We start from the raw sequence: 16,658 nt of genomic DNA, 5'->3' as shown, positions 1-16,658 counted from the left end.
AAATGCCCACGCCCACGCCCACACCGACCCCGTCGCCGAGTCCACAAACCGTCTTCATTAACCAGGCCACCGCTGCGGGCGCTAACGCCGCAGTCGCGAACATGCTTTGGTCGTTGCGCGTCTCGGCGCTCACTCCGACCACTGCACCCGGCACAACGACACTGACCGTGACAGCGGTGGATCAATTCTTCAACGACCTGTTCGCCCGGAGTTCGTTGATTCAGTTATTCAACCAAACGCAAGTAAGTGGAGCGCTTCAGCATATAACATATCAAAATTCGTCGGTCGGGCGTTCTGCCTACTCCAGCGGAGAGCGATCGCAGCCAGGATCTGTCACATACATTACCTCGCGCGGAACGCGTATTGGCGTATCGAGCGTGCGCGCGATCTACACCGCCGGAACCAATCCGCATGTACCCGATGGCACGATCATGCTCGGCACGGCGCTCTTCGACGATCTCGGTGCTACGGGCGACTACCTTGGCCGCGAAGGCGCGCTCTACGTCGTGGCCCACGAACTTGGCCATGCCGTCAATGCTTTTACTTTCGACACCGCGATCAACGCCAAGATAAACGATGGCTTCACATACCTGACCCAACAACAGGCGGCAATCAACGCATTGCCGCCGGCGGATCGTGTCGGCAAACGCATTGATGTTACCGCGCAACTCGCCAACGTGCTTGACATCGCCGCGCGCGAAGAAGGCCACGGCAACTTGATCGCCTATAACGTTTGGGTCAGTCAGTTTAAGGCATCACACTCAAATACTTTGCCGACCGACGCCGACCGCGCCGCTGTTTTCAGCAGCACCAATTACTATACCTACGTTTTTGATACCGTTGGCAAATTGGCATCTGGGCTAACGATCGATGCAACGACCGGCGAAATCCAGAACACATCCGGTAACCTAGCGATCCTGGGTAACCGAAACCTCAGCATGCAGGTCGGAGTTCCGGCTTCGCACCAAGAAGTGTACGTCGGCGACGCCCTCGCCTTCTTTATAGCGCACGCGAGTACAGCGCCGCTCGAATTCAATGCCAACTCCTTGGGCTTCATCGAAACCGGCAAAACATTTAAGGACGTGCTGCAACGATGGGTCGTCCCCCGGGCGATCGGCACCGCAACCGTCATCGACACCTCAAATTCTTCGGCGCCGGTATCGCACACCATCACTACCACGGTCGTGAGCGGCCGTTACAACATGACAGTCATCTCGCCCCCAGACCCCAGCACGCCCGAAGTGCGACAGAACGTGTTCATCGGCTTGGGCATACAGGATGGTAGCGGGGCCGCATTCGATCGATCCTCAATCGATATCTCACTGCTTGCCAACGGATCGCTCCGAATTGTTCTGTCCGATGAAGCAGGCAAGACACTCACAATCTCCGAGGCCGATTTTGAACGGCAGTTCGGGGTCGCGGCACGAACGCTGCTCGCGCAGAATGGGACGGCGGGACGCACGCCATTGCGCGCGTTCACGCTAAGCCCGGACGGCGCGACGGGTGAAACGACAGTCCAGTTCTCCGATCCTGCGAGCTACATCCCCGGCGGCATAGCGCTGGTGCCGTCTGGCGACCGCTTCGTACCTGTCGACTACAAGGGACGTGAAGCCCGATATGTCTACAAAGATGGCGCACTGGTCGCGTATGCGGTTTCGGAAGCAGACGTTCAGATCATCACCACGCTCGACGCGAAACGTCAGCCGGTCGCGACCGAAATCCGGATAAAGGACAATCCGCTCGCATTCGACTTTTCCGACGTCGGCGGGGCCTTGGGCGCGCGGCTCGGTTTCCAGATCGCAGGTGACAACAAGATCGCAGGGGTCATCGAATCGGCGTTGTTCAAGACCCTGGGCAACAACCTTGGAGATTCGCTGGACGGGGTTATCGGCGGCCTATCCGCGCACGGCAGTTTCGAAGACGCGTTCCGCAGCTTCGGTCCAGAACTGCTCGGAAACCTGAAATCAGCAGGCATCGGCGCGATTTCATCCTATCTAACCGCTGAGTTAATCCGCACGACCGGTATCGACGGTATCGTCGGAGAGACACTGAACACGGCTGCCGGGGCAGTAATCAATCAGGTCATCACCAATATCACGAACAACGCCGCGATCTTCAACGGGGTCAACGTTTCGTTGGTCGGATCGGCGGTCGGGTCCTTCCTCGGTGTAAAGCTCGCTTCGCAGATCGTGAACTTCGATACGGTGGGAGGCCAGATTGGATCAGCGGTCGGATCGTCGCTTGGTGTCATCGGGGCTACAGCGGCGCTTGCCGAAGGCGGTAGCTTCGCCAGCCTCGGCGCGGAGCTTGGCGTGTTCGCAGGCCCGATCGGTGCCTTCGCCGGTGCCTTCCTCGGATTCCTCGCCGGCGGCCTGATCGGTTCGCTATTTGGCGGCACGCCTCGGTCAGGAGCAGACGCGCAATGGGATGACACGCAAGGCAAGTTCGTAGTCGCCAACGTCTGGTCGAAGAAGGGCGGCTCCAAGGACGCCGCGCGCAATCTCGCTACTTCAGCGGCAGAATCGTTCAATGCGGTGCTGTCGGCGACGGGGGGGACCTTGCTCAACGCCGCAGCGGTTCAAGCCGGCAACTACGGGATGCGCAAGCTGGACTACGTCTATCAGACCACTGCATCCAAAGACCAGAGCAACATTTCTTTCCGAATTTCATCGAAACAGCAGGACGCGGTAAATAAAGTTGTCGAATATGGCGTGTTCCGAGGGTTGAACGATCCCGATTTTCAGATCGCCGGCGGCGACATCTATGTGAAAAGAGCAATCTACGGCACGATCGAAAGCATCGGAGGTGATGCATCTAAGTTCACGATGAACACGCTCTTGGGTAACATCGCGTCAGCGCAGCAATACGAGAACTATCTCGACAATTATCAATTGATCGATGCGCTGGCCGCGGCTCAGCCGGGCAGCGTACTTGCAGCTCAAACTGTCCTGACTCTGGTCCAGGCCGAGGAACTCGGGCTCACGCATCGCAACCGAAGTGATTGGTTTGGCGGCTTCTCGTTCATCTTGAAGGAAGCGCAAGCGAACCCCGCAGACTTAGACTTCGGTTTCAGCGTGGACGGCGCGAGCGGACAGATCTACCGCGTCTTTAACTTCGGCGACCGGCTACTCACCGACACGATCAATGTCGCGCGGCAAACGACGATCGAAGCGTCGGCCGCCGATGACGTGATCGATCTGCGCACGGGTACACTTGCGAACCAATCCAGCTACATCGTCAACGGCCATCTGAACGATGACATCGCCGCCTCGGGCGGTGATTTTACCGCCAAGACCGCGTCGGTATCGTTCGCGGCTAATAGCCGTCGCGCAACGGTGGCCGTAACGGTGGCCAATGACGGTGTCGCCGAAGTCACCGAAAGCTTCCTTGCGGGACTCGTTAACGCCCCTGCCATGCGCATCATGGGCGGCGATGCCGTCGTGACCATCATCAATGGCACCGCCACTCTGCCCACGCTCATGGTCGGCGACAGCTACGCCTGGGAAGATGATGGCTTTGCTGTCTTTCGCCTGTCCCTCTCCAAGGCCGCCACAGCGGCGGTCACTGTCTCGCTCGCTCTTGGCGATGGCCGCGCTTCGGGCGCGGGTGTCGACTTTGGCAGCAGCGGTGCGACGAACCTTCAGATCTCCAGCGACGGAGTGAACTGGACCAACGCTACGAGTGCGACTTTCGCTGTCGGGACAAAGGAACTCTTCGTCCGTACGGCCATCGTCGCAGACAATGTCGCGAACCCCGCCTATGTCGCGGGCGGTACGGAACCCCAGTTCCTCAATGTCGAGGGCAATGAGCGTTTCAGCCTCTCGGCCACGGTAACCGCAGGCGCTTCGTCGGTGGCGAACGGTACCGCCACGGTGACGGGGACCGGCACGATTGTCGATGGCGCGGGAATCGAGCCGCTCGTCTGGATCGACGATGTCATCGTCGATGAGGCGACCGGCCTGGCAACCTTCACCTTGTTGCGCTCGCGTGCGCTTTCCACTGCCGCGACCGTCGATTTCGCGACCGCCGACCGGCGCGCTCTCACCATCGATGTCGCCGCGACCATCGATGGCGGCGACGGCAACGACACCATCTATGCCTCGAACCTGGGCGACAACATCTTCGGCGGTGCGGGCAACGACACGCTCTATGGCGGCCGTCTCGACGACTGGCTCCTGGGCGGAGATGGTAACGACACGCTCGATGCAGGCACAGTAGACCCAGCCGCGCTCGGAGGTGACGGCAACTATCTCAATGGCGGGGCAGGTAATGACACCCTGCGCGGCCGCGAGGGTTCAGACTGGCTCGAAGGCGGGGAGGGCGTCGACATACTCCTGGGCGGCGCGGGCGACGACATCCTGGCCGGTGGCGCCGGCGATGGCGACGACCTCAAAGGCGGTCTCGGTGCCGACCAATATCTTCTCCGCAAGGGCGATGGCCTCGACATCGCGGAAGAAGATGCAAGCGGCGCCCCGGCCGCCAATGGCGCTGGCGACGCAATTACGCAGCGTATGGCCGGAATCGCGCTTTGGAATACCAACCCCGCCGCAGCCGGCGCCGTCCGCCCTGACTGGGTCGGAAACGCAGCCGGTGTCCAGCAGGACGCAGTAGCGGGAGGCGAGGACGCCGTCGTCTTAGGCATCGGGATCGACATGGGAGACGTGCGCCTGCAGCGCTCGGGAACGAGCGGCTCGCCGGGTAGTGACCTCATCATCCAGGTGATGCAGACAGTAAACGGCGTCGAGACATTCACGGGTACACAACTCACTGTCAGGGACTGGTTTACCAATCCGTTTAAGCGCGTCGAATGGCTCAAGTTCGCCGATGGCAACGAAATCCGCATCGGAGACATCACCAGCTTCGTCGTCGGGGGCTCCGGCAATGACGTTCTGGTCGGTACGACCGGCAATGACTTCGTCTATGGTGGAGCCGGCAATGACAAATTGTACCTCCTGGCCGGCGACGATGTCGGCAATGGCGGAACCGGGAACGACATGGTCGCGGGCGACGCCGGCCGCGATCTTCTGATCGGCGGCCTGGGCAACGATGAACTCATCGGCGGCGCTGGCGCGGACGCGATTACCGGTGACGACGGAGCCGATGATATTTATGGCGGCGCCGATCGCGACACGCTCTCGGGCGGGCGCGGCGATGGCGACATGGTGGTCGGTGGCGCCGGCGACGACACCTTCCGCTATGCGCGTGGGGACGGCCAGGACATCTATTTCGATGATTTCGCGGCCTACTGGGATGTGGTGTGGACGTCGGCGGGCGGATGGAACAGCGCGGCGGGTTATGCCTATGATGCGGCGACCGGCGAAGTCACCGGGCCGGGCGGGATCGTCATTCGCAAGAATCTCGGTACGGTCGCCGATCCTGACCTCCAATGGCTCGGCCGCTACGACTATGACAGCACCACCCAGACGCTTAAACTCTTCAATCCTCCGGCCAACGTAACGATCTCCGCCAACGCTGGCACCGATACAATCGAGTTCGCGCCCGGAATCAATATCCAGGATGTGATCCTGCGCAAGTCAACCAACGGACGCGATCTCGTTCTCGCTATCAGCGACGAGGATGAGGAGCTGGGCGACACGTCGAAGTCCCGCGACAGCGTCACGATCATGGACTGGTATCTGGCCCCCGGTCAGATCGAAAAACTCGCCTTCTACCAGACCGGTATACTAGATATCAGTGTCGGTGCCACCAACCTCGTTGCGGGCACCGACGCCGCCGATGGAACGATCGCAACGCCGCTACAGGGCACGGCAGGCGTGGACTGGATAACCGGAGCGGCCGGCAACGATGTGATTGCTGGCGGGAGCGGCAACGATATTCTTGCTGGCAACAGCGGTTTCGACACGCTCAAAGGGGAAGACGGCGATGACATCCTTTATGGCGGGACAGGTAATGATACGCTCGACGGGGGCGCCGGCAAGGATATTCTGATTGGTGGCGCCGGACAGGACATTGCCTCCTATGCATCCGCTTCTGCAGCCGTACGCGCGCATCTGTCGGCAATCTGGGCCAATTCCGGAGATGCGACCGGCGATGAATACTATGGCATCGAGGACCTGACCGGCGGCAGTGGCGCAGATGTTCTGGGCGGCGATTCCTCCCAGAATGAACTGACGGGCGGCGCGGGCAACGACACCCTCATGGGCAATACTGGCGATGACACCTATGTGTGGAACTACGGCAACGGAGCCGACACGATACAGGAAGGTAGCTTCACAGTCCAGGAAGCGGTGACCACCGCTGGCAACCTTGCTTCGGGTTACTCCGTATCTATCTGGGCAGCGACCGGAACGAAGAACGGAAGCAATTTCTACTGGCGCTTACAGATAAAGGGCCCTGACGACTCAGTAGTCTATGATAATTCGACCTTCCTGTACAGCGCATCCTCAGGTGTAGCTCAGCCCGCTCCATCTTCCTATATCCAGAGTGGATGGCTTGGAGGTTTCGCGAGAACCAACGGCCAACAGGTTACTCGCCAGTATTTCGATACGTCATTGGATGGCGGGCAGGATGAACTCGAATTCGGTTCTTCAATCAGTCTCAATGACCTGACCTTTATCAAAAATGGCAACGATCTCGTCATACGGTATGGAACTTCAACGTCAGCACAAGTGACGATCAAAAACCAGGGAATCGCCAATAGTGCGATCGAAACGCTCAAATTCTACGATGGCCTCTCTGTTTCTCTTGTGAGCGTCCTCGTCGCGGCTAACAGTTCGCAGCTGATGGGGACCGGGGGCGACGATCTCGTCACCGGTCAGGTCGGCGCGCTCGATGATATTCTCTCCGGCGGCGCTGGCAACGATGTGCTGGTCGGCTATGCCGGCAACGATACTCTGTTGGGTGGCGATGGTGATGACGTCCTCGAAGGAGGACTTGGCGCCGACACGCTCGATGGCGGCGCGCATCTCACGCCCGCCAGCGAAGCAGGGGTCGGCGATACCGCCCGCTATGTGCGTTCTGCCGCCGCCGTCGTCGTCGATCTCACTCTCGCGTCTGCGCAGGCCGGCGCCACGACATCGGATTCCTATGGCGATATCCTGATCGGCATCGAAAATGTCACGGGCTCTGCATATAGCGATACTCTAACCGGTAACAGCACAGACAACCGTCTTTTCGGCCTCGACGGCAATGACACGATCCGCGGCGGCGCGGGGAATGACGTCCTTACGGGCGACGCTGGAAACGATATTCTCTATGGCGATGCCGGTGAGGACAATATCGCTGGCGGCGACGGGAACGACACCATCTATGGCGGCACGGAGAAGGATGTCCTCGACGGGGGCGATGGCGTCGACAAGCTCTACGGGGAAGCTGGTAACGATAGCCTCACGGGCGGAGCCGGCGGCGACACGCTTGATGGCGGCGATGGCGACGATCTCCTTTCGGGGGACGCTGACAATGATATATTGACTGGCGGTGCCGGGAACGATCTGCTTGCCGGTGGAACCGGCAACGATACGCTCAACGGCGGCGCAGGCGATGACCGCTTCGTGTTCGGACGCTCGACAGGCGTCGATACGCTCACCGATACGAGCGGCACCAATACCCTCCAGTTCGACTCCAGCGCATCCTTCGACCAGATCTGGTTGACCCGTGTGGGCAACGATCTGCGAATCGCGGTGATCGGTGGCGATACTGTCGTCACCGCCCTGGGCTTCTTCCTGTCGTCGGGCGCGAGCCGTATTCGTGCGATCGAAACGACGACACACGCGATCTTCCTCGACCATCCCGATACGCTCAACCTCGTCACCGCGATGACGTCGACGACCACGACGCCCGGTGTGACGCCAACGAGCATGCCCGCGACGATCGCCGCGCAACTGGCAACCTACTGGCACGCCGGCGGCAAGGCTGTGCCGACGGGTCCGGCGGGTCCCCGCCAACTTACCATGGCCGAGGATGGGACGATTGCCGTGGACGGCAATTACGGTGTCATCGATCATGACCAGAATCTGACCGGATATTCGGTCAAGCCCGGGGCTGGCCCTAGGCTCGGTTCGATCTCCGGCTTCAATGCTTCGACCGGCGCATTCACCTACACGCCCTCGGCGGACGCCAACGGAACGGACAGCTTCACGATCCTGGCTACTGATGCCGATGGCCAGGCAGTCGAGCTTCCTGTCGTCATCAGCATCACGCCGGTCAACGATGCTCCACGCAATCTTGCCGTTCAGGGTGGCGCCAGCCTGGTCGTCACGGAGTCCACTCCCGGTCATATCCTGACAGCCGGGACAGTCATTGGGCAGCTTGTCGCCACCGATCCTGAAGGCGACGCCCTTAGCTTCAGCCTGGTCAACGATGCCACCCAGCGCTTTGCCATCGACGCCGATGGAAAGCTCAAGGTCGCCAATCCCAACACGATCAATTTCGAGGCCGCGCAAAGCCACACGATCCGGGTTCGCGTCACCGACACCGCCGGCGCCTCGATCGAGCAGGACGTCATTGTCTCGGTCCAGAACGGCAACGAGGCGAACGCCCTCCCCGCAAGCTATTCGCTCAACGTCGCCGAGAATGTCGCCATTGGGACCGCGGTAGGCACGATCGCCGCGTCCGACATTGATCAGACAGGCGCTTATGCCAGCCAGCGCTATTACTTCCTCAATGGAACGAGTGCGACCGAGACTTCAAGCGATGGCCGCTATGCGATCAACGCGACCACCGGCCAGATAACCACCAACGCCACCCTCAATTTCGAGTCGGGAAGCCCGTCGAAAATCTATGAGGTCATCGCGCGCGACAACGCCGGCGCCACGCCCTACAATCAGGCGCAGAGCGCCGTCACGATTGGAATTCTGGACCTCAACGAGGCTAACAGTCTCCCCACGACCTACAGCCTCGGCGTCAACGAAAATGTCACTGTCGGAACCGTCGTAGGCAGCGTCGCTGCGACCGACCTTGACGGCGCTGGCACCACCGGCGCGCAGCAGCGCTACTATTTCTGGAACGGGACCACGGCAGGCGCCACGTCGAGTGACGGCCGCTATGCGATCAACGCCACAACCGGTCAAATCACCACCAATGCGGCCCTCAATTTCGAGGCCGGGACAGTGTCGGTAACCTATCAGATCATCGCGCGCGACAATGCGGGCGGCGCGGGCTATAATCAGACTCAATCCGCAGTCACGATCGCCGTCAGGGATGTAAACGAAGCGAACAGCATTCCGACGACTTATGCCTTCAACGTCAGTGAGAATGTGGCGACCGGCTCAATCGTGGGCTCGATAGCAGCAAGCGATATCGACCAGAGCGGCAACTTCGCAAGCCAGCGCTATTATTTCCTTAATGGCACGACCGCTTCGGCGACATCCAGTGACGGGCGCTATGCTATCAATGCCACCACCGGGCAAATCACCGTCAATGCAGCCATCAACTTCGAAGCAGGAACCCCTTCCCAGACCTACCAGATCATAGCGCGTGACAACGCCGGTGCCACGCCCTACAATCAGGTCCAGTCAGCGGTCACGATCGCCATCAATGACCTGAACGAAGCGCCGGTCAGCCTCAACTGGACGCTGTCCGTTGCCAGCGTTGCCGAGCGTGACCGCATAGCCGGCGGAACCAGCCGCCCCGCAATCGCCTTGGGAACAATTTCGGTATCCGACCCCGATACGGCGGGCCTGCCGAGCGCCAGCTACACTTATACCCTTTCCGATAGCCGTTTTGAGATCGTGGGCGGCACGCTGCGGCTCAGGCAGGATGCCTCATTCGACTATGAAGTGGGCGCAAGCGTCACCGTCACGGTGACCGGCACCGATCAGACCGGCACCCCCTTTACCATCAACCGGGCCATCGCGATTGCCGTCACCAACCAAGATGATATCTTCGAGGGCACCACAAGCGCCGACACGATCAACGGGCAGTCCGGACGCGACATCATCAGCGGCTTTGCCGGAAACGATGTGCTGAACGGCAACGCCGGAGACGACAACATCGATGGCGGTGATGGCGCCGACACGATCAACGGCGGCGACGGCAACGATACCCTGCTCGGTCAGTCCGGAGACGACATCATTTACGGTGGCCTCGGCAATGACACGATCCGCGGCGGCACGGAAAGTGATCGACTGTTCGGCGACGACGGTAACGACAACCTTTACGGCGATGACGGCGCAGACGGTGTTCGCGCCGTCGGATCCGACAGCTGGCGCGGCTTCAGTCAGGCCGGCCTGTCAGGCGGCGCCGGTGACGATCTCCTCGATGGCGGCAATGGCGACGACTATCTCGACGGCGGCGCGGGCGCGGACCAGCTCATCGGCGGAGCCGGCTTCGATGGCGTCGACTATAGCGGTTCGACCGCCGCTGTGACCGTCAATCTCGCCGCAGGCACTGGCACAGGCGGTTATGCACAAGGCGACACGCTGAACGGGATCGAACTCGTCAACGGCTCGGCTTATGGCGACACGCTTACAGGCTCTGCCGGAAGCGATGTGATCTACGGCGGCGCAGGCAATGATGTCATCTATGGCGGCGCTGGGAACGACTATCTGTTCGGTGGCGACGGCAACGACACGATCAGCGCCGAAGCAGGTGACGACATACTCGACGGCGGGGCTGGAGACGATATCCTTAATGGCGGCATCGACAATGACGTCTATATTGTCACCCTTTCGTCCGGCGCCGACACGATCAACAATTACGACCCGTCAGGCGACGACGTCGACGTAATCGGGTTCAACGACGTCATGGGCGCGATCGCCGACATGGATCTGTGGTTCGACCGTATCGGCGATGACCTCAAGATCAGCATCGTGGGCACGACCTCGAGCGTGCGAATTTCCAACTGGTATGTGATTGCGGATGCTAGCAGCCGGGCCAATCATCAGATCGATTTCATCATCGCCAACACCAGTTACAGCCGGACGATCAACATCGAGAACCTCGTCACGCTGATGGCCGGCAAGACTAGGCCGGCGACGATCGCCGAGCGCGATACGCTGATGGCCGACCTCACCTACAAGGCCAAATGGGCGACCTACTGGAACAACAACGCGACGCCGGTGATTACGGCAATTACGCAGCAGTCGACCAACGAGGACACGGCCAAAGCGGTCACGGTGACCGCGACCGACGACATCACACCCAACGCACAGATCCAGATGTCCGCCCAGGTGCTTTCCGGCTCCAATGTCGTGACCAATGCAGGGATCAGCTTCGGCGCGGCCGACGCCAATGGCGTACGCACGATGACGATCAATCCTGTCGCTAATGCCAGTGGTATGGCGCGCATCCGCGTCACTGCCACGGACGCGGGCGGCGTGTTCTCTTCCCAGGAATTCGATATCGTCGTCGCGGCCGTTGCCGACACGCCGACAATCACCCAATTCTCAAGCGTGGGCGGAACGTCCGGCTACGCCCTCGGCATCCCGCTCAACCTGGCTGCTAGCTTCCCCGACGCCGATGGGTCGGAAGTTCAGGAAATATGGATCACCGGAGTACCGGCAAGCCTGACGCTGAACGTAGGCACGTATGACAGCGCCAGTCTGACCTGGAAGCTGACAACCGCCCAGATCGCCAACCTCAAGCTGCTCGCGCCTGCGGGATGGTATTCGGACGTAACGCTGACCGCAACCGGCAGGGTCAGCGAGAACGGCCAGACTGCGATATCCTCCGCCGTCCAGATGACACTTGCTATCAACGCCGCGCCAACCGGTGCGACCTTCAGTGGCAGTGTCAACGAAAATGCCGCCAATGGGACGACGATCGGCACCGTCGCCGGCGTGGATCCCGATGGCGACACCCTCACTTACTCGATAGTCGACGGTGCGGGCGGGCGTTTCGCGATCAGCGCGGCCGGCGTGGTATCGGTCGGTAATGCCACGCTTATCAACTTTGAGACGACCACCAGTCACGCGATCACCGTACGGATCAGCGACCCTCGCGGCGAATACATAGACCGCAGCTTCGTGATCGCCGTCAACAATGTGAACGAGGCGAACAGCCTGCCCGCGGGCTATTCGTTTGGTATCAATGAGAATGCCTCAACGGGAACGCTTGTCGGGGCCGTCGCCGCGAGCGACCTCGACGCCGCTACGGCTGCCTTCGGCCAGCAACGCTATTATTTCTGGAATGGCTCCGCCACCAGCAGCACATCGGCCGATGGACGCTATGTAATCGACACCCTTACCGGGCAGATAAAAACCAATGCCGTCCTCAACTTCGAGGCCGCCAATCCCACAGCATCCTACACGATCTTTGCCCGCGACAATGCCGGCGGCGCGGGCTATCTGCAGGCCCAGACAAGCGTCACCATCGCGATCAACAATCTCAATGAACAGAACAGCCTGCCGGCAAGCTACAGTTTCTCCGTCGCGGAAATGCAGGGGATTGGCACGGGCGTCGGGACTGTCTTGGCAAGCGACCCTGACAGTTCGGGGGCGTTCGCTGATCAGCGCTACTTTTTCTGGGACGGCACCAACGCCAGTTCGCTGTCCTGGGATGGTCGCTATGCGATCAACGCTAATACCGGTGCGATCACGACGAACCAGATTCTCGACTTCGAGGCGGGTTCGCCATCGCGCGCCTATCAGGTCATAGCTCGCGACAATGCCGGCTCGGGAAGCTTCACGCAGAGCGTCAGCGCGGTGACGATCGGCATAGCCAACGTCAACGAGACACCAAACACGCCTGATAATGGTGCCACCAAATGGTCGTTCTTCGATGAAACCGGTCTCGGCACCAACCCCGCCAATGCCAATGCGATCGTTGGGGCGTTCTCATTGAGTGATCCCGATGGCACCACGCCATCACTCCGTTTTTCCGATGGCAGTACCTCGCAGGGATGGTTCTACATCGACAGCAACACCGTCCGCTTCAATGCGGGTTTCAACCACGATTTCGAATGGTTCCGCTCCAACGGGTACACTATCAACGACTGGAATGGCGACGGTCGCCTTGACGCACATGTGGCGGACGTACGCGTCAAAGCCTTCGACGGCACCGCCTGGTCGGGTGACGATCTCATGCAGGTCTTCATTTCCGATGTGAACGAAACCCCCAATGCCCCCGACAATGGGGCCACCAAATGGTCCTTCCTCGACGAAACCGGGCTAGGTGCCAATCCAGCCAACACTTACTCGCTGGTCGGCGCATTCGGGCTAAGCGATCCCGATGGCAATACCCCCGTTCTGCGCTTTGCCGATGGCAGCACCGAACAGGGTGCCTACTACATAGACGGCAATACGGTACGCATAAAACTAGGGAATAATTTTGATTTCGAATGGTTCCGGGCCAACGGCTACGGCATCAACGACTGGAATGGCGACGGTCGCCTTGACGCGCATGTCGCCGACGTCCGCGTCAAGGCCTTCGACGGTTCTGCCTGGTCGGGCGATGAACTCATGCAAGTCTTCATCTCCGACGTGAACGAGGCTCCCAATGCCCCGGACAATGGCGTGACAAAATGGTCCTTCCTCGACGAAACCGGATTTGGATCCAACCCTGCCAACACCCACTCTCTGGTCGGTGCCTTCGGTCTTGGCGATCCAGACGGCACGACACCACAACTGCGCTTTTCCGACGGAAGCACCTCGCAGGGCTGGTTCTACATCGACGGCAACACCGTTCGCCTCAACCCCAACCTCAATTTCGATTTCGAATGGTTCCGGGCTAATGGTTACGGCATCTACGACTGGAACGGAGATGGCCGCCTCGACGCGCATGTCGCCGACGTTCTCGTCAAAGCCTTCGATGGCACCGCCTGGTCAGGCAATGAACTCATGCAGGTTTTCATTTCCGACGTTAACGAACCACACACGCTGGTGAATGCATCAGGTTCTATAGCAGAAACAACCACACCGCAGGTAATCCCGACATTCAATCTGCGCCAACTGATGCTGTCCGACCCAGAAAACGGCAACGGGATCAGCTGGTCCTTTGCTGATGGATCGATGCAAAATGGATTGTGGACAATTTCACCGTCAGGTCAGCTCAGTCTTACCTCCGGAACAATTGACTTTGAGGCACTTACCACTCGATACCAGCCTTACTGGAACGGTTCACAGGTTATCAATGTGCCAGTTCGGGATTATTCGCTCGCGACCAGCGCGTTGAGCATCAAAGCTCAGGATGGTGCCTACATTTCATACGGAACTTTTACCGCCAGTATTACGAATGTTGATGAAGGGCCGATCCTGACCTCTTGGGCTAGCGGTTCAAAAACCGCATATTCCGATGGGATATATAAAATTTATTCCGGGCAGTCAGGTACCGTCGTATCCGTTCAAGGCGTGGATCCGGATGCCGTGGGGGCGTTCTCCTCACCTGTAACATACGAGATTACGGCTCCGATATTTACGCCTGTCTCCCCATACACATCCTACGATGGATATTACGGAACCAGCTCTGAGCCAATGGATACGCCATCCTGGCTGCGACCCAACATATCGATCAATTCTTCTGGACAGATATCGATCAGCTCAACCTGGTGGGGTTATAACTCTTACACAAGTTATTATGATGATGGATATGATAGATGGTCTTATAACTCATGGGAGTTTTATGGATCTTTCAGATACACGTTTAATATTATCGCAACAGATAGCACAGGCGCAAAAAGCTATAACCCCATTTCCATTCAATTTATGGATTATTCAGCCGTAAAACCCCCGATAGTTTTCGATCTTGACGGAGATGGGTTGGAAATTGTATCCGTAGTGCAATCATCGACAAACTTCGACGTCGACCAGGACGGCCTTAAGGATAAAGTCGGCTGGATCGGGCCTGATGATGGCTTTCTGGCTCTAGACCGGAATGGTAATGGCCTGATTGATGATCTTTCCGAAATTACCTTCGCCAACGATTTGGAAGGCGCAATCTCAGATCTTGAAGGACTGAGGGCCTTTGATTCGAACGCGGATGGGGTTCTGGACGATAAAGACATTGAATTCAGTAGATTTCTTGTCTGGCAAGATGCCAATAGTGATGGCATCAGTCAGACAGGAGAACTCAAAACGCTGCAAGAGCGTGGCATTTCCTCAATCAATCTAACCCTTACTCTATCGGAGCAGCACCAAAATCGCGCCGACAGCCATATTTATGGAACCTCGGAATTTTTCCATCAGGATGGCACCCGAAGCGTGTTAGGGGATGTATTCTTGGGATTTGAGCTTTCGCTCCCTCCCCCTGTGCTGACTTCCGATGTACAGAACCAAGTTTCCCCTTCCGTTCTCCCTGCCAATCAAGACGATGAACTTCCATCTACGGAAGATGGCGGCCAAGAACAGGGCCAGCCCGAATCCTCGTTACCTGCAACAACTGGCCTTGCCGCTCCAATCATCTTCGATCTCGATGGGGACGACGCAGGATTGCACGATCTGGACGTGAGCGACACCCGCTTCGATATGACCGGCGACGGCATTGCTGACACGACGGCCTGGATTGAGCAAGGCGATGCGTTCCTCGCCCTTGATCGCAATGGCAACGGCACGATCGACGGCATTTCAGAGATATCCTTCGTAAATGATAAGGTCGGCGCCAGAACAGACCTGGAGGGACTGGCTGCATTCGATACAAATGCAGATGGAGTTCTTGATGGCGAGGACGCACGCTTCGTTCAGTTCCGCCTATGGGTTGATGCGAATGCAGATGGGAAGACGGACGCTGGTGAACTTCTCAGCCTCGCCGAAGCCGGCGTGACCTCGATCGCCCTGACCGGAACGGCCACCGGAGAAACGCAGACCGCAGGCAAAAGCATCGTCTACAACAAGGGAAGCTTCACGCTCGCCGGGGGCGTTTCCGGCACACTGCTTGACGTGGGCCTTGCCTATAAGCGGCTTTCCGCGCTTCCTGAGATCACCTTCCAGGCGACGCAATGGGAAATGAAAGCCTCAAAGTACCGCCTTGTCGGCGGAAGCGGCGCTGTGCACGTCACACCGCGCTCAGCGCGGGGCGTCCTGTCTGCTGACGCCGGACAGATCGCCGGAGCGGCGCTGCTGTCATTCGGCGACAGGCAATTCGGGATGCTTTCCACCATCCTGCTCGATATCGACAGCGATGGCCTCGAAGCTCGCAAGGCCAGCAAATCCCGCGCAATGTTCGACATGGACGGGAACGGCATCGCTGACGACACGGGCTGGATGACCGGAGGCGATGGCATGCTGGTCATCGACCGGGATGGCGACGGAATGATCACCGATCCATCCGAGATATCGTTCCTCTCAGAAAAGACGGGCGCACAGAGCGCATGGGAGGGCCTCGCCGTGCTGGACAACAACAAGGACAGCAAGCTCACCTCGGCCGACGCCCGTTTTGGTGAGTTGAAAGTATGGGTCGATCGCGATGGCAACGGGATCAGCCAAGCCGACGAGATCAAATCGCTTGCCGATCTTGGAATAGCCGAAATCGGTCTCGGCAAGTCCAACCTCACCGACACGGTCAAGCCGGGTGAAAACCTCGCCCTTTCGACCTCGACGTTCAAATGGACAAACGGCCTTACCGCCACCATCGGCAATGTGGCCCTGGCCTTCACACCGGCCGTGACGCCGGTCGCACCCGGGGAAGCGAGCGCGGCGCTCGCAGCGGCTGGCCTCGCGCAGGCCATGAGTAGCTTTGGCGCTGACGTCTCCTCGGATGTCTTGCGCAAGTCCGACAGCGATGGGATGAACGTCCAGGACTGGTTGATGGCAAGCGCCGCGTAAGGA

At 59.2% G+C, this 16,658-nt stretch carries 1 protein-coding gene; it reads left to right on the top strand.

Features of this window, described 5'->3' with window-relative positions; genetic code table 11:
* The first annotated feature begins 2 nt into the window (after positions 1-2).
* Positions 3-16,655, top strand: a complete 16,653-nt coding sequence (locus tag NMD1_RS00520) for a cadherin domain-containing protein (protein ID WP_125953164.1) — start codon at positions 3-5, stop codon at positions 16,653-16,655.
* Positions 16,656-16,658 lie beyond the last annotated feature (3 nt).

The sequence above is a fragment of the Novosphingobium sp. MD-1 genome, assembly GCF_001014975.1.
Taxonomy (GTDB): Bacteria; Pseudomonadota; Alphaproteobacteria; order Sphingomonadales; family Sphingomonadaceae; genus Novosphingobium.
The sequence above is the reverse complement of the archived record's forward strand: the minus strand, read 5'-3'. Positions and strand labels throughout refer to the sequence as shown.

Bases quoted from the DNA above. Each gene is read 5' to 3' on its own strand.
- NMD1_RS00520 (WP_125953164.1), top strand. From the start codon at position 3: ATGCCCACGCCCACGCCCACACCGACCCCGTCGCCGAGTCCACAAACC.